26 protein-coding genes and 6 pseudogenes are annotated in these 26,167 nt (G+C 48.1%); 5 read left to right on the forward strand and 27 right to left on the reverse strand.

Annotated features, from left to right (window positions below):
- Positions 1 to 96, forward strand: a pseudogene (locus H6F88_RS20295) (IS5/IS1182 family transposase); the annotation flags it as partial.
- A gap of 118 nt (positions 97 to 214) precedes the next feature.
- On the opposite strand, the gene H6F88_RS20300 reads toward H6F88_RS20295, so the two are convergent.
- From H6F88_RS20300 to H6F88_RS20425, 26 genes and pseudogenes are all read right to left on the reverse strand, one after another.
- Positions 215 to 682: a hypothetical protein gene (locus tag H6F88_RS20300; RefSeq protein WP_190644550.1), complete on the reverse strand. Its 468-nt coding sequence runs from the start codon at positions 680 to 682 to the stop codon at positions 215 to 217.
- 12 nt (positions 683 to 694) lie between these two features.
- A complete protein-coding gene (locus tag H6F88_RS20305; RefSeq protein WP_190644551.1) occupies positions 695 to 1,234 on the reverse strand; it encodes an NUDIX domain-containing protein in 540 nt (179 codons plus the stop codon).
- Between the two features lie 351 nt (positions 1,235 to 1,585).
- Positions 1,586 to 1,747, reverse strand: a pseudogene (locus tag H6F88_RS34580) (alpha/beta hydrolase); the annotation flags it as partial.
- A 58-nt stretch (positions 1,748 to 1,805) separates the two neighbouring features.
- Positions 1,806 to 2,018 (reverse strand): annotated as a pseudogene (locus tag H6F88_RS34585) (SDR family oxidoreductase); the annotation flags it as partial.
- Positions 2,019 to 2,222: 204 nt separating this feature from the next.
- On the reverse strand, positions 2,223 to 3,191 hold the full coding sequence (locus H6F88_RS20320; RefSeq protein ID WP_190644552.1) for a zinc-dependent alcohol dehydrogenase family protein: 969 nt from the start codon (positions 3,189 to 3,191) through the stop codon (positions 2,223 to 2,225).
- A 282-nt stretch (positions 3,192 to 3,473) separates the two neighbouring features.
- On the reverse strand, positions 3,474 to 3,860 hold the full coding sequence (locus H6F88_RS20325; protein WP_190644553.1) for a nuclear transport factor 2 family protein: 387 nt from the start codon (positions 3,858 to 3,860) through the stop codon (positions 3,474 to 3,476).
- A gap of 149 nt (positions 3,861 to 4,009) precedes the next feature.
- Positions 4,010 to 4,945, reverse strand: coding sequence for an NAD(P)/FAD-dependent oxidoreductase (locus H6F88_RS20330; RefSeq protein WP_190644554.1), 936 nt, complete (start codon positions 4,943 to 4,945; stop codon positions 4,010 to 4,012).
- A gap of 90 nt (positions 4,946 to 5,035) precedes the next feature.
- Entirely contained in the window at positions 5,036 to 5,791 is a 756-nt protein-coding gene (locus tag H6F88_RS20335; RefSeq protein WP_190644555.1) for a glucose 1-dehydrogenase, read from the reverse strand.
- Positions 5,792 to 5,928: 137 nt separating this feature from the next.
- Positions 5,929 to 6,785: pseudogene (locus H6F88_RS20340) on the reverse strand (SDR family NAD(P)-dependent oxidoreductase); the annotation flags it as partial.
- A 22-nt stretch (positions 6,786 to 6,807) separates the two neighbouring features.
- Positions 6,808 to 7,492 (reverse strand): annotated as a pseudogene (locus H6F88_RS34590) (type 1 glutamine amidotransferase domain-containing protein).
- Between the two features lie 132 nt (positions 7,493 to 7,624).
- Positions 7,625 to 8,380 carry an SDR family oxidoreductase gene (locus H6F88_RS20350; protein ID WP_190644556.1) on the reverse strand — a complete coding sequence of 252 codons (756 nt, stop codon included), beginning with the start codon at positions 8,378 to 8,380 and terminating at the stop codon, positions 7,625 to 7,627.
- 83 nt (positions 8,381 to 8,463) lie between these two features.
- Complete coding sequence (locus H6F88_RS20355) at positions 8,464 to 9,210, reverse strand: SDR family oxidoreductase (RefSeq protein ID WP_190644557.1); 747 nt, start codon at positions 9,208 to 9,210, stop codon at positions 8,464 to 8,466.
- Positions 9,211 to 9,367: 157 nt separating this feature from the next.
- Entirely contained in the window at positions 9,368 to 10,036 is a 669-nt protein-coding gene (locus H6F88_RS20360) for an NAD(P)H-dependent oxidoreductase (protein ID WP_190644558.1), read from the reverse strand.
- Between the two features lie 159 nt (positions 10,037 to 10,195).
- Positions 10,196 to 10,789: an ester cyclase gene (locus tag H6F88_RS20365; RefSeq protein WP_190644559.1), complete on the reverse strand. Its 594-nt coding sequence runs from the start codon at positions 10,787 to 10,789 to the stop codon at positions 10,196 to 10,198.
- Positions 10,790 to 10,875: 86 nt separating this feature from the next.
- The gene (locus H6F88_RS20370; RefSeq protein WP_190644560.1) at positions 10,876 to 11,082 is read right to left on the reverse strand and encodes a hypothetical protein; all 207 of its coding nucleotides are present in this window, start codon (positions 11,080 to 11,082) and stop codon (positions 10,876 to 10,878) included.
- Between the two features lie 71 nt (positions 11,083 to 11,153).
- On the reverse strand, positions 11,154 to 11,945 hold the full coding sequence (locus H6F88_RS20375; RefSeq protein ID WP_190644561.1) for a CPBP family intramembrane glutamic endopeptidase: 792 nt from the start codon (positions 11,943 to 11,945) through the stop codon (positions 11,154 to 11,156).
- Positions 11,946 to 12,165: 220 nt separating this feature from the next.
- Complete coding sequence (locus H6F88_RS20380) at positions 12,166 to 12,438, reverse strand: hypothetical protein (RefSeq protein WP_199333722.1); 273 nt, start codon at positions 12,436 to 12,438, stop codon at positions 12,166 to 12,168.
- A 116-nt stretch (positions 12,439 to 12,554) separates the two neighbouring features.
- Positions 12,555 to 12,842: a hypothetical protein gene (locus H6F88_RS20385; RefSeq protein ID WP_190644562.1), complete on the reverse strand. Its 288-nt coding sequence runs from the start codon at positions 12,840 to 12,842 to the stop codon at positions 12,555 to 12,557.
- 109 nt (positions 12,843 to 12,951) lie between these two features.
- The gene (locus H6F88_RS20390; RefSeq protein ID WP_190644563.1) at positions 12,952 to 13,731 is read right to left on the reverse strand and encodes a glucose 1-dehydrogenase; all 780 of its coding nucleotides are present in this window, start codon (positions 13,729 to 13,731) and stop codon (positions 12,952 to 12,954) included.
- A gap of 52 nt (positions 13,732 to 13,783) precedes the next feature.
- Positions 13,784 to 14,743 (reverse strand): type II CAAX endopeptidase family protein, encoded by a 960-nt coding sequence (locus H6F88_RS20395; protein WP_190644564.1) that lies wholly within the window; start codon positions 14,741 to 14,743, stop codon positions 13,784 to 13,786.
- A gap of 30 nt (positions 14,744 to 14,773) precedes the next feature.
- Complete coding sequence (locus tag H6F88_RS20400) at positions 14,774 to 15,130, reverse strand: AraC family transcriptional regulator (RefSeq protein WP_190644565.1); 357 nt, start codon at positions 15,128 to 15,130, stop codon at positions 14,774 to 14,776.
- Between the two features lie 102 nt (positions 15,131 to 15,232).
- Positions 15,233 to 15,790, reverse strand: coding sequence for a DsbA family protein (locus H6F88_RS20405; RefSeq protein WP_190644566.1), 558 nt, complete (start codon positions 15,788 to 15,790; stop codon positions 15,233 to 15,235).
- Between the two features lie 221 nt (positions 15,791 to 16,011).
- Positions 16,012 to 16,641: a response regulator transcription factor gene (locus H6F88_RS20410; protein WP_190644567.1), complete on the reverse strand. Its 630-nt coding sequence runs from the start codon at positions 16,639 to 16,641 to the stop codon at positions 16,012 to 16,014.
- A gap of 12 nt (positions 16,642 to 16,653) precedes the next feature.
- Complete coding sequence (locus tag H6F88_RS20415) at positions 16,654 to 18,900, reverse strand: PAS domain S-box protein (protein WP_347277718.1); 2,247 nt, start codon at positions 18,898 to 18,900, stop codon at positions 16,654 to 16,656.
- 389 nt (positions 18,901 to 19,289) lie between these two features.
- Positions 19,290 to 19,487 carry a hypothetical protein gene (locus H6F88_RS20420; RefSeq protein WP_190644569.1) on the reverse strand — a complete coding sequence of 66 codons (198 nt, stop codon included), beginning with the start codon at positions 19,485 to 19,487 and terminating at the stop codon, positions 19,290 to 19,292.
- 553 nt (positions 19,488 to 20,040) lie between these two features.
- Positions 20,041 to 21,180: an aldo/keto reductase gene (locus H6F88_RS20425; protein WP_190644570.1), complete on the reverse strand. Its 1,140-nt coding sequence runs from the start codon at positions 21,178 to 21,180 to the stop codon at positions 20,041 to 20,043.
- A gap of 328 nt (positions 21,181 to 21,508) precedes the next feature.
- On the opposite strand from H6F88_RS20425, the gene H6F88_RS20430 reads away from it, so the two are divergent.
- Positions 21,509 to 22,423 (forward strand): LysR family transcriptional regulator, encoded by a 915-nt coding sequence (locus tag H6F88_RS20430; RefSeq protein WP_190644571.1) that lies wholly within the window; start codon positions 21,509 to 21,511, stop codon positions 22,421 to 22,423.
- 365 nt (positions 22,424 to 22,788) lie between these two features.
- On the opposite strand, the gene H6F88_RS20435 is transcribed toward H6F88_RS20430, so the two are convergent.
- Positions 22,789 to 23,748, reverse strand: coding sequence for an MBL fold metallo-hydrolase (locus tag H6F88_RS20435; protein WP_190644572.1), 960 nt, complete (start codon positions 23,746 to 23,748; stop codon positions 22,789 to 22,791).
- A gap of 533 nt (positions 23,749 to 24,281) precedes the next feature.
- Between H6F88_RS20435 and H6F88_RS20440 the strand changes: the two genes are divergently transcribed.
- From H6F88_RS20440 to H6F88_RS20450, 3 genes and pseudogenes are all read left to right on the forward strand, one after another.
- On the forward strand, positions 24,282 to 24,449 hold the full coding sequence (locus H6F88_RS20440; protein WP_199313871.1) for a LuxR C-terminal-related transcriptional regulator: 168 nt from the start codon (positions 24,282 to 24,284) through the stop codon (positions 24,447 to 24,449).
- Positions 24,450 to 24,547: 98 nt separating this feature from the next.
- Positions 24,548 to 25,591: a ring-opening amidohydrolase gene (locus H6F88_RS20445; protein WP_190644574.1), complete on the forward strand. Its 1,044-nt coding sequence runs from the start codon at positions 24,548 to 24,550 to the stop codon at positions 25,589 to 25,591.
- A 78-nt stretch (positions 25,592 to 25,669) separates the two neighbouring features.
- Positions 25,670 to 26,056 (forward strand): annotated as a pseudogene (locus H6F88_RS20450) (IS982 family transposase); the annotation flags it as partial.
- Positions 26,057 to 26,167: the final 111 nt, after the last annotated feature.

Genomic DNA, 26,167 nt, shown 5'->3' on the forward strand with positions numbered 1-26,167 from the left:
TTTGCAGGACGTTATCGCAACCGCAGAAAACGGTTTGGCTTGCGCTTGAACCTGATTGCTGGCTTACTCAACTATGAATTGGCACATGCCTCTTGATTCATGCAGGAAGTCTAGTATATGCGGGTTGAGAATTAGCAATTTGCTGTAGATCCACCCCTTGTAGAGGCGTATCGCCGTGCGTCCTGCCCTTCGGATCACACCAGTCTACTCACAATCACAACCGCACGCTCAGAAGCACGATGGTGATCATGAACGTAATCAGATAAGGAAGATTTGCCCAGGATTTAAGAGTATTCGGAAATTGACCTAAAAATTTAGTGGATGAATCAGGTTTGACAAAATTTCCCCTCATTGTTTTTATCCATTCATCATCCCTATCAGAAATATAACCTCCAAGGATTCGGGCTAGCCGATTAAAGTTATCTCGAAACTTTCGTTCTAAATACAGGTAATAGATATCTAGTAGACCAAATAAGGCAAACGCGACAAATGCTAGAACAAATAAAGCAGGATTTTCATTGGTAAACCCAAAACCAACGATCGCCGCCCACACCGTTAACCCAACCTGTTTGACCGTTAACGAGTTAGTTGCCATCCGGGCGATCGCATTCTGCAACATCTCGGCTTGTTTAATTAAATATTCCTTATTCTTTTCGACCCAATCCAGACCGTTAGTTGACATAACTTTAAAGTTTTAGTCGTTGCTTTTGAAGAGTACCTTTTGCAGCTTCAAATATCCAATTTGGCAGGCTGAATAATCACAAGATTCCAAATATTCAAACGGATGCCATTCGTTCTTGCCAATTGACTCCATATAAGTTCCATCCTGTTGCGCCACCTCCGGTTCCATGCCAGTGACATCAGCATAATACAGATAGCAAATCTCATTTACCTGAGTGCCAACAATGTATTGACCCAGCGGCGAAACCTGAACCTTATAGCCCGTTTCCTCATAGACCTCTCGTTGAGCAGCAGCTTCCGCTGATTCCCCTTCATCTAGTGCTCCTGTGACTGGGCAGGGAAACAACCTGAACTTGCCATTCACCTCTCGGTTATCAATACAAAGATGCTGCTGGCGAATTAAAACCTCATACTGTTTCGGTTGTTCGCCAGGTTTCCTTAATAGGAACACTGCAACAGAATCCTTACCCTTACGCTCCAAATATTGAAATCCTCTCGGAGATTCCTTAACTACAATCCACTGGGTGCTAAAAATGACCTTATCTGTATCCATTGCTTGCAGTTCCGCCAGGTCTTGATCGCTTCAGATTACATCAGCAATTGTGCGATCGCTACTTTTTTCTTGTATTTTCAGTTTCCGTAGCCTCTAGACCTTTAACTAATAGTTTTTGTACAGTGCCAAACTAAATGACATCGAGACAAACTCGTGTCGTCGAGCAAAATCTCCTCTGTTGCAGGATTACAGGGAGAATTTGCTCGGTGGACTAGGATCTGTCCATCAGCATTGCCAATCTAACCTGAGGCAAAAAGCAAGCCGGATCTAGCTTTGCTTCTTCAACGACACTAATGTGTCTCCACGTCAAATAAAAAGTCAGTGTACATTTGTTATGAAACTATCCTGTTGCTAGTCCCGTCCTGCCACAATAATCTTTTCTGCTAAACCAACCGGGTTAGAAAACATCACCTCATGGCTACCGGGCATTTGCACGAACCGAAATTGCCCTAAGCGGTTAGACATCCTGGGATGCCATCCCTACTCGCCTTGAGGTAAAGCAGTGTCTTCTGTAGTTATTGATAATCACACCTGATCCTTGGCTCAGCATCTGTTGGATTTCATATTTCATACACAAGAACAGCCCCCGCACATTAATCAACATCAGCTTGTCAAAATCCTCAATCGATTGTTCGTGCAGTGGTTTGAGAGGAGACTCAATCCCAGCATTGTTAAAGGCACAATCCAGTTTGCCGTGGGTGGCGCGCTGCTTCGCAGATACCGCAAGGGTCGTTTTCTGCACTAGGGCTTGCACGTCTGCTTCACTCGATACATCTGATTTCACAAACAAGCATTCTGCCCCAGTCTCGCGAACCAGAGCCGCAGTTTCTTCACCTTCTACGCTCGACCAATTCCTGGTGCGCCTCCCGTAACTAACGCCACTTTATCTTGCAGTATCATTGTGCTTCTCCTATTTCAATCAATATTGACCTTCAGCACAAAATCAAACTCCGATCCGTTTAGCAATTACCAACGCCGTAAAGCTGGTCTAATTTTCTGTGAACTTCAGCACAATTTTTCCCCGTGTTCCTCCCTGCTCTAGACGCTGATGTGCCAGAACGACCTGATCCCAAGACCATACTGAATCGATCACTGGGCGAAGCTGATGACGCTCGATCAGTTTTGTCAAAGCCTCTAATTTTGCTCGGTACTGAGGTGAAAAAACAAAATGAATCGTCAGATTCCTACCCCATGCTTCAAGAAGCGATTGCGGTACTGCAATGTCTACAATGCTTGTAAGCCTACCGAAGGGACGAATGATTTCTAGACTACGCTGAATTGTTTCTCCGCCGATTGTATCTAGAACTAAATCCACACCCAGTCCATTTGTTTCTTGACGAATGACTTCTACGTAATCTTCATTTTTGTAATCAATCACCCGATCTGCGCCTAGTTCTGTCACGAAATCTCGGTTTCTAGAACTACACGTCGCAAAAACGTATGCCCCTATCGCTTTGGCGAGTTGAACTGCGATCGAACCCACTCCACCCGCGCCCGCATGGATGAGAACTGTTTCACCAACTTGTAGATTGCCCCTAGTTACTAGACAATCCCAAGCCGTTCCGCCTGCAAGCGGAAAAGAAGCTGCTTCAATGTGCGATAGATTTGCAGGTTTCAATGCAACAATCGCTGCATCAGCCACATGATACTGAGCGTAGCTACCGAATTCTCCAAAAATTTGCGGCGAGTAATACACGTTGTCTCCCACCTTGAAATCAGTCACAGCTTCGCCAATTGCCTCAATCACCCCTGAAACATCAACTCCAAGGATGGCGGGTAATCGAACCAGTTCCTTGTAATCGCCACGACGAGTTTGGTAATCGACCGGGTTAATCGAGGTTGCACAAACTCTGACTAACACCTGATTCGCCTTCAGTGTTGGTATAGGAACCGTTTGAATCTCAAACTTCTCAGCATCACCAAACGCAGTTAACACGGCTGCTTTCATAGATTTCATCTGTGCCAACTCTCCTTGATTCAGAATAAACAGTGACGGATTTCAATACCATTCAGCGGAGGTAAGTTCTCCCTAACTACCGCGTGTAGAGTATAAATTGACAGACTTTGGCTCTCGCTTCGTTGAAATTCTGGATGTTATCGACAACTTGGAGGAATACCGTCAAAATCGGCGCTGAATCCTTGAGGTAGGGATTTTGATGCGTGAGTTAAAACGTAACCTAACACCGCGTTGAGCGTGCCGTTGTACAAACCGACCTTCACACTACCAGCACTCAACCGTTCAGAACATCGTGTTATCGTTAGCTGACGCTTCCGGGACGGTCTGAAGCACGTCCCAATGCTCGACTATCTTGCCTTTGTCATCCAGGCGGAAGATGTCGATGCCCGCCCAGTTGTTGTCGTCCGGCCATTGCTGGTAGCAATGCAAGACTACATAATTGCCTTCAGCGAAGACGCGCTTAAACTGGACGCACTTGCCCGGATATTCTTTCGTCATCCTCTCGAAATATTCGATGAAAGCCTGCTTCCCGTCGGACACCGCTGGGTTGTGCTGGATGTACACATCGCCGACATATTTCTCGATGGCTTCTGCGGGCTGACACTGATTGAACATCAGGTCATAAAATGCTGTGACCGTCTGTTTGTTCTGCTCAAGTTTATCCGTCATTCGTTCTACACCTCACATTACCCGAAACGCCCAACGGCTCAAATACAGCGGCGGTAAAGAAACTCGAACGCAGCACTAGCGGATTGAGACCGTCTGCTAAACTAGACCAGCCACGATACTTGTTCTGATGAAGATTGAATTACCTTGATTTAGACAAAATCTTCCATAATCAGAGAGTGATTTAAGCCGCTAGCAGCAACGCTACCCTGAAAAACAGCAGCGGCGATCACTTGCATGGGTGAAGTGATGTCACCTGCCGCATAAACACCTTTGACGCTAGTTTCGTTAAAAACAGTGGTAGTCTTGATTAAATTGAATTCATTCAACTCACAGCCTAACTTTTCAGCTAGGTTTGAACGGAGTGTTTGCTTTGGTCGGATCAGTATTCCGCGACGCGCAATTTTCTCGTTTGTCTCAAAAACGATGTTTTCTAATTGTCCGTTATCGCCTTCGAGTCGGATGATTTTCTCTTCGCGAACAAGGATTTTGTGGTTTTCCAACAGTGTCCTTTGATCAGCGGTTAGATCGGCTTTGCCGTTGGTGCAGAGGACTAAATCAGCACTCCAATTTTTCAGCAATGCCGCCATTTCGATGCCCGTTTCGCCATTTCCAACAATGGCAAGCGGCTCGTTGCGCACTTCCCAGGCATGGCAATAGGGACAATGAAACACGCTTTTGCCCCAGAAATCACCGAAGTTTTCGAGAGCTGGAACTTCATCCATTACCCCAAAAGCCAGCAAAATTTTGCGCGATTTTTTTATCGTGTCATCCTCAAACACAACTTCAAACTGATTGCCGGATGGGTTGATTTCCTTGACCCCGATTGCTTGAAATTCGACGCTTTTATATGGTTTGAGTTGGTCGCGCCCGATGCTCAAAAGTTCATGCGGACTGATGCCATCACGGGTGAAAAAGCTGTGCGACTCGTGTGCGGAAGCGTTACGCGGATTCCCTTTGTCGCAGACTAACACGCGACGGCGACTTCTGCCTAAAACCAGTGCCGCACTGAGTCCAGCGGAACCGCCACCGACGATGACGCACTCGTAAATCTCTTTGTTTTGGTTCATCATTTTTTCCTGTGGCATGTGTGTTTCTCCTTCGACTCTGTTCGATGGGAAGTGTATAGGTGGACTTTTACACGCGATCGGGTAGTGCTTTTTAACAAGGAAGCGATCTTAGATTTGTGCCATGCCACCATCGACGAATAGCTCAATGCCGTTTACAAAGCTGCTGTCATCTGAAGCCAAAAAGACAACGGCTTTGGCGATCTCGTCGGGCGTGCCAGCTCGTCCCAATGGAATATTGTTAGCTTGGCTCGCCACAAATTCTTTCAACTGCTCTTTACTGAGTCCCCAGAGAAGATCGTAAGCGGGAGTCGGAATGAAACCAGGGCTGATCGCATTCACTCGAATCTGGCGGTCTTTGAGGTCAAGTGTCCAAGTGCGGGCAAACGATCGCACGGCAGCTTTGGTGGCACCATACACGCTGAAGGCTGGGATACCCTTGATGGAATTCGTTGAGGCATTCAGGATGATGGAAGCGCCCTCTGGCATCAGCGGCAGTGCCTTCTGCACGGTGAACAGTAGACCCTTGACATTGGTGTTGAAGGTTTTGTCAAAGTGTTCCTCGGTGATCGATCCAAGCGGGATGAGTTCTCCACCGCCAGCATTCGCAAAGATTACATCCAAGTGACCTTGCTCTTGCTCGATCGTGGCGTAAAGCCGATCGAGGTCTGCCAGATTTGAGACATCGCTCTGAATGCCAGTAACGTTCTTACCAATCTCATTTACAGCAGTATCAAGTTCAGTCTGACGACGACCCGTGATAAAGACATAGGCACCTTCGGCGACAAATCGCTTGGCAGTAGCAAGCCCGATACCGCTAGAGCTGCCAGTGACAAGCGCAACTTTTCCTGAGAGTTTTTGTGACATGGTGTTTTCCTGGTTGAGTTTACGAGAAACGTAAGGCATGGTGATTAACGCTTATACGTCAATCAGGCATTCTTGTGAGTGTTCATCCAAGTACGAAAGTGGAATGGATGATTGCGTTTAGATGTGCGCGATAACCTTTAAGACGCAGCGCTGATCAATTCCTCGCTTTTCGCCCAAAGCTGCTTAGCTTTGTTAGTGTCGAGCGCATACGACCTGACACCGTCGGCAAACGGGTTGGGCGTGTCATCAATCGGTGCGATCGCGCAATCTTCGAGATAGTGTCCACCGATCTCGTCTTTATTCGCCACGACTGCGGCCCAGACCGATGTCGCGGCTGCCTGCGGAATTTCTTTCAACTCTTTCGGCGGCAGACCCGCTTCGGTGCGCGCTGCGTCAACAGTCTGCAAAAGTCCCTGCAAATCCTCCGGCGAGAAATGGCGGGGTAGATCCGTCAGACTGTTTCCGGGCATCACCGAAGCAGCCCGAATGCCGCGATCGCGATGCCGCCTGTCAAACTCCACAGCGAACAGTGAATTGGCGGTTTTCGATCGGCTATAGGCGACCCATGGATCGTACGCCTGCTGCTCAAAATTCGGATCGTCCAAGTCGATATCGGCACCGCGATGCGCGAGCGACGACAGGACTACCAGCCGTCCATTCTCGGCAAGCAGCGGCTCGATCCCATTGATCAGGGCGAAATGACCCAGATGATTGGTCGCGAACTGAACTTCGAAGCCGTCCACCGTGCGGCTGAACGGTGTTGCCATAACGCCAGCGTTAGCGATGATGGCATCGAACGGCTGACCGTCAGCCAACAGTTTATCCGCGCAGGCACGAACGCTTTGCAAGGATGCCAGATCGAGTTCGATCAACTCCAGGCTGCCGCCCTGCGACGCGGCGTCACGAACCGATGCAGTAGCCCGCTCAGCTTTAGCGCCCTGGCTGCGCCGACGACGCTAGCACCGTGAGAGACCAGTGAGCGTGCGGTTTCAATGTTAAGCCTACTACCGCACAGATCAAACAGAGCGAAGCAACTTCAGCAACTCTTCCGCTGCGGGTTCCGAAGATGCCGGATTCTGACCGGTCACGAGCCTCCCGTCCACTTGGACATAGGGAAGCCAGTTGGCGGTTTTATTGTAGATGCTACCCCGTTCCTTTAGCCCGTCTTCCAACAAGAAAGGCACGACCGCGGTCAAGCCCACCGCTTCTTCTTCTTCATTCGTGAACCCGGTCACGCGCTTGCCTTTGATTAGATACTCGCCGTCCTTTCCGCGCACATTGATCAACGCAACTGGCGCGTGGCACACTGCACCGACTGGCTTGTCGGACTTCACGAAGGCTTCGATCAATGCGATGGATGTCGCGTTGTCGGGCATGTCCCACATCGGGCCATGTCCGCCAGGGTAGAAGACTGCGTCGAAATCGTCTGCGGACACGTCGGCTAGCTTTTTCGTGTTGGCAAGCTCAGCCTGTGCTGCGGTGTCTGTGCGGAAGCGCTTCGTTAATTCGGTCTGGAACTCGGGTAACTTCGCTTTTCGGATCGAGCGGTGGCTGACCGCCCTTCGGTGAAGCCACCGTGATTGCTGCTCCCGCATCCTTCAGCACGTAATAGGGAGCAGCAAACTCTTCCAGCCAGAAACCAGTTTTCTTTCCGGTATCGCCAAGTTGGTCATGAGATGTGAGAACAATGAGAATCTTCATAGCAAACCTCCTTTTTAAGAACTCAAACACGGACCTTCTCGCTGCATAACACCTGATTCGCCTTCAGTGTTGGTGTGAGAACATATCGCTGTCGATCGCTACTTGGTCGCAACGTTTCGCACTGCCTTTCGACTACTGCGCTACATACCCACCATCTACCATCAACGTTTCACCTGTTACGAACGATGCCATGTCAGATGATAAAAACAGGACTGCATTTGCAACTTCAAGCGGTGTTCCAATTCGTCCGATCGGGTGAAGTCCTGTTATGTAAGCTTTGGCTTCATCCTGCCCACCTGTAGCTGCTTCAAACATATCTGTTTCGATTGCTGCTGGTGCAACGACATTGATGCGAATCCCCGCTTTGGCATATTGGAGCGCGGCGGCTTTTGTTAAGCCTACTACTGCATGTTTACTCGCGGTGTAGAGGGGTTGGGTAGGAACTGCAACGACTCCAGCCCCAGATGATGTATTAACGATCGCACCACTTCCCTGTTTCAACATCTGAGCGATTTCATGTTTCATCGACAACCAAACGCCTTTGACATTGACGTTCATAATGCGATCGTATTCAGCTTCTGTTTGCTCAATCAATGAGGGGTTTTCGGCGACAGTTCCTGCATTATTAAAGGCAATATCTAACCGACCAAAAACGCTAACCGCCTTATCAACCATTGCTTCAACATCGGCTTCTTTTGTGACATCTGCTTGCACAAAAATCGCCTCTCCGCCAGCTTCCTTGATCAATCGAACCGTTTCTTCACCTTCATCCATTCGACGACCCACCACCACCACCTTTGCTTGTTGTTGGGCATAAGCGATCGCAGTTGCTCTGCCAATTCCCGATGTGCCTCCAGTGACTAACGCCACTTTATCCTGAAGTATCATTCTGTTTCTCCTAAAATCCAAGTCCGGTTGTTCTCTCGTGAAATAGATCGATTCACTGTGAGTTCACCATCAAAAATCAAAAATCAACTCACTGTATATCCGCCATCGATTACCAAAGGTTGTCCCGTGATGTAGCTGGCAGCATCAGAACACAGAAAAACAACCGCTTGAGCAATTTCTGCTGCCTGACCCATACGACCCATTGGAACCGTAGACCCTACATCATCAGTCGAGCCACTACGCAGGCGGTCCATCATTGCAGTAGCAATTAGTCCAGGATTGACAGCATTAATCCGAATACCTTGTTTGGCATAATCGAGTGCAGCAGAGCGTGTCAGCCCCATTACCGCGTGTTTGCTGGCAATATAGGGAGATATTCCTGGAAACGCAATTAACCCACCCATTGACGAATTATTGATAATCACACCTGATCCTTGGTTGAGCATCTGTTGAATCTCGTATCTCATACACAAGAACAGCCCTCGCACATTAATTGACATCAGTTTGTCAAAATCCTCAATCGATTGTTCGTGCAGTGGTTTGAGAGGAGGCTCAATCCCAGCATTGTTAAAGGCACAATCGAGTCTGCCGTAGGTGGCGATCGTTTTATCGACTAAAGCTTGAACTTCTGCTTCATCGGATATATCCGATCGCACAAAAAGGCACTCTGCTCCGGTATCGCGAATCAGTGCAGCAGTTTCTTCACCTTCTACCTCCCGTCTGCCTGAGAATACTACCTTTGCGCCAGCAGCACCGAATGCGATCGCGGTTGCTCGACCGATGCCCGATGTTCCGCCAGTCACCAAAGCAACCTTATCTTTCAGCATCATGATAGTTACCTCTTGCTGTGAATGGCTGTGTCACTTTGTCAAAAACTCAATCAGCAATACGTGTAGGAGCCAGCAATAAGAAGCGCCTCCTACAACCAGGATGAGTACGATCCTGGCTGCGTGCCCCATAAATTCAGTCCCGCCAGTTCCATGCCGATCAATACTGACCTACGGCGATCGGCAACTCACGTTCAATGGTTCGCAATCGTTGCGAAAAATCATTTAAGATACGTTGACGAACTGCATCTGTTTGGCGAACGGGGGCATAAACAATCTGCGGAGCAAGAACGTCAAAACCAACGAATTGCAGCATCCCTCGCTGAATTGGGCGCAGAATAGCATGGATATCACCGTTAAAACCGTCTGCAAGATAGTCCTCTTCTGTGCTACCTGTGGTCAACGAGAGCATTGCTTGCTTACCTCGAAATCTGCCCGTTTCATAAATATGTCCATTACCGTAAACACGCTCCATAACAAAGACGCGATCGACCCACCCCTTCAAAATTGCAGGGACACTGAACCACCACAAAGGGAATTGCCAAATCATCAGATCGCACCATTCCAGTTTTTGGATCTCAGCTTCAATTTCTGGAATGAATCCTCCAACTTCAGTTGCATACATCTCTTCAAGTTGCTGCTTAAAGTAATCAGGATCTTTGACAAACGTAAAGTTGCGGCGATCGGATACAGGGTCAAATCTCATGGTATGGAGATCTGAATATTGAACATCATGCCCAGAGTCTTTGAACGTGTCAATTGCTGTCTGAAACATTGCTCCGTTAAAGCTTTTCGACTCTGGGTGTGCAAGAACAATCAAAACTTTCATGTGAGTTGTTTCCTTTTCTAAGTTTCTAAACTTTTGCTAGGGCTGGATAATCCAGATAGCCTTTTTCACCACGGGTATAGAACGTGGCTGGGTCAGGCGAGTTGCGATCCTGGTTGCAAAATGGCGGGTTTAGGCATTGATATTTGCTGGCTCCTACACTTAGTCGCGATCGCTGTCACGATCGATCAGTGCGTTTGAGGGCAAGCTCGGATCAAGTACCTTACGCGCACTGTCAACGCCCACGACGGGAAGTGTACCCGGATCGAGCAAACCAAGTTGAATCAATACACTTGCCTGATCCCAGTAAATGTGTTCGTGGGCTATCTTGCCGTCACGAAACCGAATAATCGCAACTACTGGCACTTCAACCCGTTTCCCGGTGGGAGCAACGCCAGGTAGCATCCAGTCAATCTGGATCGTATGAGTGAACTTAGCCACCATTTCATCGACGAGTTGATCCGTTCCGATCGTGCGCGAGATTGGGATCAACTTCATGTCCGGCGGCATCTGTGGAATGAGGTATTTGGAATAAAACTCGCGCAGTACTGGTTTCCTGACTCCCCCAGTCATTACCGGGATGTGGTTAACGTAAGCATCTTCAACCATCGTAGCGAGGGCATCTTCAGTACTGTGAGTGCCAAACTCGTGCTGTAAATGCTCTTCCCAAAGTGCTTGCAAAGACTCCTGGGCTGGTGTCAAATTGGTAGTTGCTTGTAAATTTGCTTGTCCGTCTACAGTTTGCTCGTTGACCATGATTAAATACTCCTGGTTCTATATAAAGTGTCTTGAGTTCCAATGCTTGATTGCTTTCAGATTCTTGTGATGTTAGTGAACTTGTTTCAATGGACGTATAAGCATTCAGCGCCTGTTTCGCAAATCATCTGGGCGGTTTTTTCACCTTCTGCGCCGTGTCTACTGGAGAACACGACTTTTGCTCCAGCAGCACCGAGCGCGCGCTGCTTCGCAGATACCGCAAGGGTCGCGGTTGCTCTGCCAATACCTGTTGTGCCACCAGTGACTAACGCCACTTTATCTTGAGGTATCATTCTATTTCTCCTAAAATCTAAGTCTGGTTGTTCTCTCTTGAAATAATCGTGCAATAGCTTTAGAAAAAAGCTTAGACAAATCTTGCCAGCAAAAGGCTAAGAGCAAAGGAAAAGGCATGAAAGCTGACATGGGATAACATCGCAGCCTCAAGCGAGTATTGCCAAAAGAGCCAACCAAAAGCAATGCCAGCAATCCCATTGAGTAATATCGCTCGGATAATTACAAGCGGAGTGAGTGGAACTATCGCGGCAGTTGCGGGTAGGTGTAAAAGTCCAAATACTAGCGCTACTATCACAATCGCACCTTGGTATATTCCTTGGCTTGGCAACGTAATGCCTTGTTTTAAAACCTTCCACGCTATCCAAACAAGCAGCGACATTAAACCCCAGCGCATCAGAATTTCCTCAGTGATGCCGCCATAAAGCATTGCTGTAAGTGAACTCATCCAATTCGGTTCTGTGTTATTAGATGCCTGTAGCGCTTCAGGTAGAGCAGGTTTCATGAACCGATCGAGCAACAGGAGAACGATCGTCGTCGCTGCACCTACACCTAAGCTCCATTTCATCTCAATGACAGAAAATGGAATCTTAGGGGTATGAAGTACCCAGTAGTCAATCAAATGTGAGCGTAATCCAACGTGATAGGCACAGCCAATTCCGATCAGAATGCTGATTGCCAGTAGAACTGTAAGCTGTAGTGCTTGCAGCAGCATTAAAACCCACAGTGGCGGAACGTTTGCCAGCATTTCTGGAGACAGTTTCGCCAACTGTTGCTCAACTAATGGAACCGACGTAATCGCAAGCATCACAATTCCCGCAATGCCCAACATAAACAGAATCCCAAATTGTTTCAAAACTGCCATTGATTTAATCTCTAGAGCCATCAGAATACTGGGTAGACACAATGCCAAGATAGAGAATGACAACTGGTGACTAGCACCACCTTGTTCTGAAGTATCATTGTGCTTCTCCTAGTATTAATTTCGTTGCATTGATCTGAAGCGTACTAAGTTCCAATGCTTGATTTCTTCCAGATTCTTAGGGTGAATCGCAAGTTCGTTTCGGCAGCATCCGATTTAGATACTAATGTTCAGAATTCACTTGCCATGTAACAACAATGAGTTCTGCAAACACCAAGACAACTAATAGCCGCGAAAACGCTCGTAAAATGGCTTCCATCATCCACTTCTGACTCTGAACTTCCCAGATCATCCAAACAATATTCACTTCAATCACCAGCCAGGGTAGAATCACTGCTGAATTCTGTCTGCGATAGAAGCGAATCGCTGTCTCGCGCCAAAATGGGAAGGTGCTGAAGAGACAAACAATGTAGGAGGCTCCTGCACTGATAAACAAGCTTGTTTGGAGAAGGCAGGTTTGGGTATCCAAGCGCGATCGCGGTCAGACAAACTCCCAGCGAGAGATACAGGAAAGTAAACAAGGTAAATCGCTTCATTCTTCTTCAATAGAGCTTATTCTCTGTACCAGACACGCACACATTGAAAGCAATTGATTGTAGCGCCTTGACTGATCATCACTGGGTAGAAACCATTACTGACCGTCACTCCGTAGACACCATCACTTGTGCCCTCTAGACGATCGGGTAAAACGACAGTTTCAACATTGATCACCTGTATCGTTCTACTTTCAATCCACTGATTGGCAGCACTCACAACCTCAGAGAAGGATTCATAATCAGAAGCTCCGCTGAAGGGTCCTCGTTCAGTAATCCGAGGCGCAAAATTTTTGCACTGAATCATGTTATTCACCACCTTAAAACTGTAGAGTTGACCATTACTTCAAAGAACGATCGCGGTTTGATTTGTTGATGGATCGATTCACTGTGATTCCACGATCAACAATCAAAAATCAACTCGCCGTGTATCCGCCATCGATCGCTAAGGGTTGCCCAGTGATATAGCTAGCAGCATCAGAGCAGAGAAACACAACCGCTTGAGCAATTTCCGTTGCCTGACCGAGCCGACCCATTGGAACCAAAGATCCGAGATCATCGAACGTGATGCCCATCTGGTCAGCGCTACGAGCCATGAGGTCAGTCGCAATCGGACCAGGATTGACGGCATTGATCCGAATGCCCTGTTTGGCATAATCGAGGGCAGCCGATCGCGTCAGCCCCATTACTGCATGCTTACTAGCAACGTAAGGAGAGATCCCTGAAAGCGCAACAAGACCATTCGTTGACGAGTTGTTCACGATCGCGCCTGCGCCTTGGATTAACATCTGCTGAATTTCGTATTTCATACAGAGAAATAGCCCTCGTGCATTGATCGACATGATCTGGTCAAAATCCTCGATCAATTGCTCATGCAACGGTGTAACAACAAGATCAATTCCAGCATTGTTAAAGGCACAATCGAGTTTGCCGTAGATTGCGCGCTGCTTCGCAGATACCGCAAGGGTCGCTTTCTGCACCAATTCCCGGACATCCGCCTCACTCGATACATCTGATTTCACGAACAAGCACTCCGCCCCAGTCTCGCGAATCAAATCAGCAGTTTCTTCATCTTCTACACCGCGTATGTCCGAGAAGACCACTTTTGCTCCAGCAGCACCGAATGCGATCGCAGTTGCTCTGCCAATTCCCGATGTGCCACCAGTCACTAACGCCACTTTATCTTGCAGTATCATTCTGTTTCTCCTGTTTCAATCAAAATTGACCTTCAGCAACGAACTGACGAGATCACCGACCACCAATCTGATCGCTTTGGGAAACGGGTTCGGATGCCTCGTCGCGTTTGAACACCTTGTAGGCGATCGCCAGGAATATGGGGATTATCACCAGCGCCGATAGCGCCACGTAGGTCGCGTGGAACTCGCTGAGTGTGAACAGAGCCGGCACGGTCACGGCGGTTCCAGGTGCGTCGATCGCAAGGAAGCCGATGATGTTGTTGGCGAAGTGTACGCCGATGGCGAGTTCAGTGGTTCCGTCAATCAACGAGACTACAGTCCACACCAGACCCGGAACGAGGAAGTAGTTGGAAAAGACCGTGAGCCAGCCGCCTGTGATCGCTTCCGGGTTGAGGAGGTGCGGCAGCGTGAATATCACAGCCGACACGATCGCCAGAAAGATACGGTTGTTCCAAATAACACTCGCGCCCTGCACGATGTATCCACGAAAGAAAAGCTCCTCGGTAGTGGTCTGGATCGCAGTGAAGACCACTACCAGTGGCATGAAGAGCGCGAACGCTGCAAGGTCGGAGTTGAAGGAAAAGGTGTCGGGGTAAAAAAGGTATTGTCCCAGTACGCCTATCAGACACAATGGAATCGACCACGCCACAAACCCCTGTCCGACGCGGTGCCAGCTTATCTTCTTCTGCGCCGTGACGAGCGTCAGGGGATGACGACGATGGATAAGGGTAACGGCGATCAGAACCCCCGCGAGGAAAAATGGGAAGCCTACCATAACAAACAGGAACTTCCCGAAAGGATCAAGCACGGTGTAATCCGGCTGTCCGCTGAACGCGAATGCGACGAGTACGCTGGCACCAGTCCCGACTATCAGCCACGCAAAGAGGATGATCATCAGCCCCAGAAGATACCGCCACCCCCGATACTTACCCCACCTCGCAGCCTCTACATAAGTCGCGTCTTCCACTTCCGTTCCGATTCCCAGATGTCCTTTGATTGCTTGAAACTTCATCTTTGTCTCCTTGACTCGTGCGCGATCGAGTTAGCGAATCTGTTTTGGAGTCATTCCAGTGATTCGCTTAAACTGTTGGCTCAGATGACTTTGACTGGAGAAACCAACTTGTAAAGCAATGTCTGCGATTGCTAAATCTGTTTTCGACAGCATCGATTTTGCTCGTTCCACCCGCTGTCGAATTACGTACTGGTGTGGAGAAACCTCGATCGCTTGTTTGAATGCGGTGGCAAAGTAAGTCGGGCTAAGATTAAGAGTCTCTGCAAGTTCAGCTAGTGACAAGTCTCGATCGAGGTGAGTCTGAATGTAGTCGAGTACTTGTTGCAATTGAGTGCGCGTTAAGCCTTTGTGCTTGAATTTAGTGGTTAACGTTGTAGTTGTTAGCATGGTTCAAAAATTGGCAAGTTGTTCAACAAAACAGGCAAAAGCTAGCGATCGCGCATTCGATCACTTACTAGCACTCACAAACAAGTCAGATATGAATAGAGCTTAGTGACTTGCAGCGACAATAGCTGCCGTCAACTCTGTTATTTTCCAGCGTCCGGTATACCGAATTCCATTGATAAATAGGGCTGGGGCAGTCGTTACTCCACTCTCTATTCCGCCTTCGATGTCTTCATTGATGCGATCGATATGCCTTTGTTTAGATAACTCTTTGAGAAATTGAGGGATATCAAGCCCTAAATCATTGGCGTACTCTACAAGATAACCGTTCTCCAACCTTTGTTGATGGTCAAATAAAGTATCGTGCATTGACCAAAACTGTCCTTGAGCAGCGGCGGCTTCGGCAGCTTGAGCAGCTCGTTGAGCACGGGAATGAATCTGTGCTTGCGGAAAATGACGGAAGATCAAACATAAATAATCCTCTCCAAAAACAGCACTAAGCTCTCGTTTGATCGCTTTAATCAGCTTGTAAACCTCCGCACTTCTAGGGCATTGATAGTCTCCATACATCACCAGCACTACCTTGGCACTTAGCACACCCTGTATCCAATCCTGGGTTGAAGGGGGTACAAGCAAGGAACTGTAACTACGATCGTCATTCATCTTTCTACATCTGCATCAAGCATGGAACCGTGCAATTCACTTGCTCAATCCATTGAATGCATCTCTATTGGCATAAACTCAATATAGGAAATTGCTTTCAAGCCGTCGTCTACAGCAAGTTAAAACTTTTACAGTGCAAATTGATAGATTAACCATGCCATCGCAGAGTATAAGGCTGGCTCTAACTTAAGTTAGACTCCCAGTTCGATCGAAAGTACACCCTATAAACTAACAATGCCGCGTTTAACAGCAACAATCACCGCTTGGGTGCGATCGCTCACATCTAACTTATTCAAAATCCGATTGACATGAGATTTGACAGTACCTTCACCGATACTCAAAGCAGCCGCAATATCGGCATTACTCATCCCCTGTGCCAGTGAACGGAGTACCGCTAGTTCTCTTTCACTCAGTTCTGGATTGCTGAGCCGCTGAACTAACTTTGCTCCTACATCAGGCGGAATGTACTTCTGACCCCGATGAACGGTACGAATGGCATTCAGAAGCTCGTCAGGTTCAGTTTCTTTCAACAGGTATCCTTTTGCGCCTGCCTGCAATCCTCGATAAATATCTTCGTCACTATCATACGTGGTCAGTACGATAATCCGAGCCGATTTAGCAGTAGCACAAATTGCACCGATAGCGGCAACTCCTTCTACTTCAGGCATTCGCAGATCCACGAGTGTAACATCCGGTTGGTGTTCTCCGAATAGCGCGATCGCCTGTTCCCCATTTTCGGCTTGGGCAATCACCTGCATCTCTGGGTCACGGTTAATAATCGTGGCTAATCCTTGCCGAAAAATGGCATGATCGTCCGCAATTAAAATCCGAATGGGCGTGGCTTGGCTCATCGTGATGCTCACTCAAGGGTTGACGGTGACGATAATTTCTGTTCCTTGTCCAGGTTGACTCCGAATCGTGAGTTGTGCGCCGATGCGCTCTGCCCGTTCGCTCATGCCGAGTAAGCCAAAACCCTCAGAGGATGGAAGACTCCCAACTCCAAAGCCCTGTCCATTGTCTTTCACGCGCAACAAAAACTGATCATGCTCGTAGATTAGCTCCACTCGAATTTCGTCAGCATTGGCATGTTTAATCGCATTGGTTAAGGCTTCCTGCCCCATCCGCAGTAGGTTATTCTCGACTTCAGTTGATAGAGCATACGCTGTCCCCTTAACCTCATAATACAAAGTGGTATCGTTTGCAGCCGCTCTGATTTGAGCGATGAGACGATGGAGAGCGCTCTGTAAACTCCCTTCCTCCAAAAGCTGAGGACGCAGCGCGACGACCGATCGCCGTGCTTCAGTCAGTCCAGTTCGCGCCAATTCTTTGATCAGGTCTAGGTGTGCCCCAGTTGCTTCTACATCATCCGTGAGCACCTGTTTCGCCGCGCCCACCTGAGCCAGAATGCCTGTAAAGGACTGAGCGAGTGTGTCGTGAATTTCGCGTGCCATGCGGTTACGTTCATCCAAAATCGAGGCTGCTTCTGCTTGCTTTTGCAGCGTAATATCTCGCGCCAACCAAATCACCTGTTCGTGCCGAATCGGGGCAATGCGAGCCGAAAACCGGACTTCTCGTCTAGCTATCCACTGGCATTCAGTGTATTCAACGGTGAGTACTTGTTGGGTTTTCACCACCTGCTGAATATAACTCAGGAATTCATCAGCTTGTTCCTTGGCATAGAGTTGATGCAGTGTTTTACCAATATATTTCTCCCTATACTCCTCTCCATAGGATGGATTTCCTGGGATTGCGTCGATCACTTGCCCTTCAGCATTGTAAACACACAGCGGATCGGGAATGGCTGAGAAGAGCGATCGCAGTTCTGCTTCAGAGGCTTGCAATGCTGCTTCTGCCTGCTTGCGATCGCTAATGTCCGCAATTACCCCTTCGATGTAGTCATCGTCTGCATTCAAATAAGAAGAGGAAAGTCCCCAGAACAATGTCCCATCTCGTTTTCGCATCTGTACTTCATAGCTTCGCACTTCCCCATCCCGCTTCAGCACCTCAATGGATTGTTGGTGATCGCTGGGACTTACAAAATAGCCGACGCAGTGTTCCCCAATGATCTCCTCTGGTGAATCAAAGCCCAACATATTGGCAAGGCGTTGATTGGCATTGAGAATTAATCCATCCGAGATGCGGGTGCGGAAGATGCCGACCTGCGAGTTTTCAAAGATAGCTCGGAACTTAGCTTCACTGCGTTGTAATGCCTCTTCTGCTTGCCTACGCTGGGTGGTGTCGTTGCCCACCGATAAGATTTCAACGACCTCTCCCTGTTCATTGAAGATGGCTTGATTCGACCAGACCATCCAAACTCGCCGACCATCTCGACACAGGTTTTCACCTTCGCCTTGCGGGTACGATTGAGGATTACGAAGTAAATCACGGACAAAGGGTTTGACATCCCGCCCAGAGGTTTCGATGTCTGGAATGATTGTTTCAAATAAGGTTCGCCCTACAATCTGATGTTCTTCATAGCCCAGGAGTTTCACCCCATAATCGTTGATGTATCGAATTCGTCCTTGCGTGTCATAGCAAATGATGACGGAATTCGCAGTTTGTAGCAGGTTGCGATAATTTGCTTCACTTTGTCTCAATGCGGCTTCGGTTTGTTGACGTTCAGCAATCTCCTGCTGCAAGGCTTGAGTTTGCGCTTCTACCTTCCTTTCCAGTGTTTCGGCATAGTCTTCTAACTGTTCACACAACCGAGCATTCTTCAGTGAAATTGCTGCCTGAGCCATCAACAGTTTAAGGACTTGTAAGCGATCGCTAGTAAACACTCCGGTACTGAGATTGTTCTCCAAATAAAGGATGCCGATCAGCTGATTTTGCTTGAGAATTGGCATACACAGAAGCGATCGCGTCTGTTGCTTTTGAATGTAAGGATCAGTTGAAAAAGACGATTCGCTGACTGCATCATCAAACACCAAAGTTTCTTGAGTGCGTTCTACCAAGCGAATAACGGAGACAGGAATCTTTGCACAGTCGGCAACAGCGAACTTTTCCAAGTCACACTGTCTACTTCCGCTGCATTGAGCCATCACAGTGAGTTGATCCTCTTCCAGGAGAACCAGAGTGCCAGTTTCGGCTCCTGCATTTTCGATTGCCACCTGCATCAACGTGGCAATTAATTGATCGAGATGGATCATTAAACTCCCTCCGACGAAGGACTGTCAGCCATCTCCCAAAGTATATCGCTTGCCAAAATCCAGAAAATTAAGCTTCTGAGTGGATTTTTGAAGGTTTTCCAATGATTACATTTCTGTGGCAGCGGGGGGAAGGTCCCAGGCGACCCCAAAATCTCGTTGCCAATCTTGTCAGCAATGCGGGAACTTCGCTGTTGCCAAAGGCAATCGAATAATTCGATGTCCAGTGGTTTTGCCCTTTCTTGTGTTCTGATTGCGCCGTGACCCTGACGATAATATTCGGTGTTAGCAGACTGCACGCCCAACATTTTTGATTCAGCGATCGCCTCATCAGTGATAACTACAAAACTGCTCTAATTATCGGCGATCGCCCCATAAATTCTTCCCCATTCCGCTATTATTCTGACAATAGTCAGATAGAGATAAGTGCAATTATCGTTTACGGGCAAGTCGCAATTTTTCAGAGTTTTCAACTGAATTGCTTGCAGCTCAAGACTTTGAGCGATCGCGTGGCGCTTTTTGCAGCTATGCTGATACTGTTGGCGAAACATTGCTTAACGCACTGAAAGACCTGAATTTTTGTCGTTGCCTCGCTAAAATTCATTGAGCTTTGTATCTTTCACAGGCGATTCAGTTCCTTTACTTCGGTTTATCGTCGATGACCTGCTAGAAGTCTGCCGTCTTTCAATGCGGTGCAAAGTTTGAACCCCTATCTCCCACATTACCAGGAGCTTTCGCTTCCTCCAGCATCCTTTACCCACTGGATAGTTGTGCATTCCTTACGGTTTGCCTACTCTGACCTCAAGACCAGAGAATCCATTGGGTTTCTGTAGTTCCAAGTGTTTGAGATGGGTCCGGGTCGGGTTCCGTCTTCACTCCGATGGAATTAAGCTCTGTCACTTAACGGAGTAGCAAGCTGTTAAGCCACCCACTCACCTTTTGGCCTCAGTGTCTCAGCCCCATTTTACTGACTGGCACAAATGATGAAGCTTCAAACAACGGTTCAGTTACCTTAACCCTTTCAGACTTCCCCTTGCCCTTACCCAGATTGAGGCTTCCAGGCTTGGATACGTTCGTAGTCTGCATTCCAATACATACTCCATCTCAACCGATTGGACGTGGATTTGGCAGGCGAACCAACCCATTAAAATTCTTGCCAGGATACCAGGGCGTTTGGAGAAGATTGTCAAAACCGGGAAGGCTTTCCATGTGTTCCACCATCCGGGTACGCATGGAATCATCAGGTAACGATCCCCTTAATGCACCCATGTTTTCAACAACGTGGTCTGGGTTCGTGGTCGCGGGAATTGTGCAGGTTAGAGCCGGGTGAGAAATCACATACTTGAGAAAAAACTGGGCCCAGTTTTCGCAGCCAAAATCGCTGGCAAAATCGGGTAGTGGTTGCCCCTCTACCAATTCAAAGAGACGGGCTTTCTCAAAGGGCATGTTGGCTAAGACTGCTGTTCCTCGCGCCGCCGCTGCAGGAAGAATTCTGTCTTCAACTCCACGCTGACGGATTGAGTAGCGAAGTTGAACAAAGTCCAGATCACCATTCTCGATCCACCTCTCAAGCGCAGCAAAATACAACGGATCATGATGGGTAACGCCCACGTAACGAATTCTACCTTCTTCTTTCCATGCCTTTAGCAGGGGTAAAATCGCGTCTACATTCACCAAGCTATGAACTTGCAACACATCAATGCGATCGCGAGACAATCGTGCCAGTGATTGTTCAAACTGACGTTGCGCCTGGCTAGGATCGCCCAGATACTCTCCAGTTGCCCAGGTTTTGTTAGTAATAAACAAATTATTGGTCAAGCCGAGGGTTCTGGCAAATTCGCCCACGTTCACCTCCGACATCCCGTAGAGCAGTGAGGTATCGACCACTCGCCCGCCTGCATCCCAAAAGCGGCGCATCACTTGTTGAAGATGATCGCGGGGCTGATCAGACAAAGCATCAAAGGTCATGAACGTTCCCAGCCCGATTGCAGGCAGTTTCTCTCTTGTGCGCGGAATCTCTTTCGTGATGATCTGTGCGGGTTGATTTGGAGCAGGTTGCGACGGTTGAGTTTGAGTTTGATTCTGTGCCTGTGCCGTCTTCAAAAGAGTAGGTGTTAAGGCAGCGGCGGCGGCACCAAATCCTAACAATCCAAGCGCAGACCGACGGGAAATATTTTGCCTAATTGCTGGACGGGAATAATTGTGGTTGGGTGTTGCATTATCTTCTATGTTGCTGTTAGTCATTACTTATTACCGTAAAAAACACTGGCATTAGCGGCTTCATACCCTCAGAACCAGGAGCTTGATCGGGCGCAAAATATCTTGCCGATCTGGGGGCACGGCTTTGTTGGAAAGGCTGGGGGTTTTATCGCTGAATGCTTAGTAACACGTTTCAAGGGACTGTTTTTGCGCCACTGTCAGTGCTGAAGTTTGATCATCACTAACGAATGCATAGAAGCCTCAGTTGATAACAAACACGAATGAAACTATGTTGATCGTTACACACAGAACATAATGTGTCCAATGCATATTGAAGATGTCTGCTATATCAGTAGTGATATAGTATGAAACTATGACTCAACAGTTCCCCAATCTCGCGCGCATCGACCTCAATCAACTTCTGGCTTTGCAAGCCATCCTGGAGGAGAAGCACATCACTCGAGCAGCTGCTCGAGCCTCGCTCAGCCAGCCAGCAATGAGTCGCGTACTGGGTCGACTGCGATCGGCACTTGGCGATGACCTGCTCATTCGTAGCGGCGTCGGGTACGAGCGAACACCGCGCGGCGATCGCCTGCTGCAAGAGTTGGAAGTTCTCCTGCCTCGCTTAAATGCAGTGATTGGGAGTAATGACTTTGATCCCTCCACCTCACAACAATGTTTCCGAGTTGCAGGCACTGACTATGCAGCCGCCATTATTGTCAGTGGCACGGTGCGGCTCTGTCGCCAATCTGCTCCCGGCGTTCGCGTTGAAGTCGTTGGCTGGACACAAGACAGTTATCGTGATGTGGAAATGGGTCGCTGCGACGTGGCGCTGGGCGTCGGCAGCGTGCCAACCCTGCCCAAAGAATTGAAGGTAGAAGTGCTGTACCAGGAGAACTTCGTGTGCTTGATGAGTACAGACACCAAATTTAAGGGCAAGCGGTTTTCTCTGGACGAATATCTGCGCCGCCCACACGCGGTAGTCGCAACCGCCGAAGGGCGACAAACCATGATTGATCGTCCGCTTGCTGATTTGGGAAAGCAGAGGAATGTTGTGCTTCAGTCACCTTACTTTATGTCAACCGCGCTGAGTATTGTGGGTACCGACCTGATATTCACCGTCCCCATGCGCATAGCACTCGAACTCTCAAAATTGGCCAACTTTCGGCAAGTATTACCCCCTCAAGAGATCAGTGATTTCCCCTACACAATCGTCTGGCATCCTCGGCTTGGTGGTAATTCTGAACAGGCGTGGTTCCGTGACCAGATCCGGGCGACTGTGAAATGATGGTGAGAACCTTTATGTAGATGCACTAGGGATAGGTGATAGAGCGCGGTAAGGCTCCGTTATAGCAGAGAAAATTTTGGTCGCCAAGGCTGAGAAGCTCGTAGTATAAAGCTTCCAGCAATTTCTTCCTTACAGCGAGCAATTGACTTGAACTGTCCGATCTTCAGCCATAAATGGGACAGTTGCCTTTGAAACTTCACTAATAACCAAAATTTTTCCTCTGCTAAAACTAAGCCAGTAACCCCGTTATTATTGTTTGTGCCCCAAAAAACTTCAAAAGCACTATGCGTAGGATTGAGGTACCCCGATTACAACGCTACAGATAGCGCTTCAAGAAATTCTTGCGACATGATCGTCAGATGCACTCAATCGGGGCGGAGGTCTCCAGGGGCTGCATTCGGGTCCATATTTTCGTAGCTGAAGTAGCGATCGGGAACGCCGTTATAGATGATGTAGTCGTCAAATATGTGAATTCCTGGCTTGTTATCCACTTGGGCGATCGCTGCTTTAACCGAATGCAACTGTGCCACCGTCATTTGTAAGGGACGTTCGTGGGGTTGGTAGTTGGTGCGAATCAAGTAGTCCAAACGAGGATAGATTGACATCTCCACATGACACCCGAGCAGGTGTGTTACCGGATGAATATCGGCGAAGGCAATCATCCGGTCAATACTGTTACTGAAAGCATCCCAGTCACGGATGTAGAGGCGACCGGGGTAAAGCAAATCTCCTGTGAAGAAAATTTGAGTATAGGGGTCGTAGATAGAAACTTCTGCATCCTCATGACCTGGGGTTCCCATCACTTGCAGCACTCGCCCCCCTAAGTCAAAGGGTACGACTTCATTTGCCCAGTCTTGAAAGCTATAAAACTCAATCGTTTCAGCTAAGGTGCGTCCTACCATCTGGGTGTTGGGGCGATCGAAGAACTGAGGGTCACCCTCAAAGTGATCTCGATGGAGATGTGTGTGGGCAACGACTAGCGAGTAAGATTCACGCGGATACTTGGCTAACCATTGCTCTATCAATTCATCTACCGTTTGACGCAATGGAAAGAACTCAGGCGACCGTGTTGCTCCTGTGTCGAGTAGAATGGCACGATCATTGCCAAACAGCAGAAACATAAACGGTGCTTCGTAATGCACTGCCATGTTTTGACGCAGGATGTAAGTATGTTCGTTATAGGCATGAACTTGAATATCAGGTTCGCTGTTGTGCTTGGCCGAGATGGAACCATGAATCCAACGAACATTGAGACTGCCCAATACAGGTTGATCTATGGCAAAGTCAATGCGGTCAACAGCGTTTGTTTGAATGGATGCAGTCATGAGCAATACTCCTAAAGCAAGGAAGTGAACATTGAACAACACAAAGCCCAGGAAAGCTTCATTTTTGCAAGATGGTTAACTTCTCCGGGGCTTTTATCCCGCCGTGCAGCTAGCTAAGGCAGCATCAGGCTCAACTCCCGCTAGCTTGCTTCTCTTGGACCAGCACTGTTAGCAAATGCTGCTCAGCCAGAACCCCAGAGGCGATCGTCTTTCCACTGTTTGACCTGATATCATGTCGCCTTCAATGTACATGACATGCATCTTTGCACAATAATCTTTGCTGGGCATTTCGGTGTTCTCTTCTTTGTGTATATTAGGGTTACTTAACTAGGGGCACTTAACCCAACTTGGATATAATGCTCTTCTATCACTCTAGGCAGAGGAAAGTCTGTAACCCTGTATGCGCTTTGTTCGGTACTGTCACAAAACTTTTCAAAACGCTATCTAAAGTGTTGTAGTACGTGTATCTTAACTTTACTCGTAGTGCTCCCAAAAGTTTTTGCGACAGTACCAGTTTTACTGCTCAGCCACGTTTGAACCTAAGCGAGCGAGAGCGAGAGGTTCTACGGCTACTGGATCAGGGAAAAACAAATCGTGAGATTGCCAGAATCCTGCATATTATTGAAGGGACAATTAGAAATTACATCAGCCGAATTTTAAGTGAATTAGGAGTGAGCGATCGCACCCAATCCGCACTGTGAGCACAACAACACAATCTCCTTCTTAGCCGAACTTCTTTTACTTGTTTTTTTAATCCTATAATCCTGTTCAATTCAGTCCGGTTTCAACTTAAGTCGTCATGCACATTGACCTTCACAAAATCCCTCAAGCCAGTCCTGATGATATATCTGGTCTAGATGCCATAATCACTGCAGGAAAGCTTAAGCCTGCTGAGATCATTGCCATTCTTGGCAAAACTGAGGGAAATGGTTGCGTCAATGATTTCACTCGTGGGTTTGCAACCCAAAGCTTGAAGCTGTATCTAGGTCGCCACCTGGAGGCAGAAGCTGCCCAGCAGATTATTTACATCATGTCTGGGGGCACGGAAGGCGTACTTAGCCCTCACATTAATGTCTTTACTCGTCGAGACGATCTCCCTAATGCTCCCAAGCGTTGGGGGTTAGTGATGGGCACCCAGCGCACACGAGCCTTTTCTGCTAAAGAGATTGGTTCAATGGTGATGGTCGAAACGGTTGCCCAATCCGTTAGGGCAGCCATTCAAGAGGCTGGGCTCACTCCTGAGCATGTTCACTTTGTACAAATTAAGTGTCCTTTGGTACAGTCTAGTCAAAAAAAACAGATAGGTAGTACTCACAGTAGCTATCAGTCGATGGCTGATTCGCGAGGGGCATCGGCTCTCGGAGTTGCTTTAGCCTTGGGAGAAATTCAGCCTAGTCAACTCCAGCCAGAGTCTATCTGCCGCGATTTTAGTCTCTATTCCAAGGTTGCTTCGACTTCTGCTGGGGTTGAGCTTCAAACCTGCGAAATTTTTGTTTTAGGGAATGCTGCCCACTCCACTAGTGATTTGATTGTGGGTCATGATGTGATGCAGCATGCTCTGGATAGTGAAGCTGTTAATCGGGTGATCGCCTCTACAGGGCAACTTGTAGATCAAGTAGTGAATGTATTTGCCAAAGCCGAAGCTGACCCCAGCGGTTTGGTCTTGGGAAGACGACACACCATGCTAGATGACTCTGATATCAGTCATACTCGCATGGCGCGGGCAGTTGTTGGCTCAGTGATTGCGTCTGTTGTTCAAGATCCGATGGTTTATGTGTCTGGTGGCAGCGAACATCAAGGACCACCGGGAGGCGGTCCAATTGCTGTTATTGCAACGCAGTAATCTACGTGAGTTTGGGATAAGGAGGGGTGGAACAGATAGAGTTGAAAGTACCTAATTCTCAACCAATCTAACCACCCCATGCTTAGTTTAGAATCCCTGTTTTGTCATGTCGATGATTTTTGTCAGTGGTTTGAACGCCAGTGGCAGCAGCAACTTTTAGGAGAGGGACGACAAAAACGCCGACGCTCTCGCAGCCTCTGCTTAAGCGAGATTATGACGATTTTGATTGCGTTCCATCAGTCGGCATACCGCAATTTCAAGTGGTTTTACACGCAGTTGGTCTGTCGCTATTGGCGTAACGCTTTTCCGGGGTTGGTCAGTTACAACCGCTTTGTCTAATGGATACCATCTGCTTTGATTCCCTGGTGCGGCTATTTGCGTCAATGTTTTGGTCCGTGTACAGGACTCAGTTTCATCGATGCGACCAGTATCAAGGTCTGTCATAACCGTCGGATTGCTTCTCATACGGAATCCGGTTATGGAGTAGCACTATAAGATAGGAGGATGGGACGCACAATTACACTGGCAAAACACCTCAGTCGTGAGGAATTAAAAACTCGCTATCAAAACAGCAGT

The sequence above is a fragment of the Oculatella sp. FACHB-28 genome, assembly GCF_014696015.1.
GTDB lineage: Bacteria > Cyanobacteriota > Cyanobacteriia > Elainellales > Elainellaceae > JAAUTN01.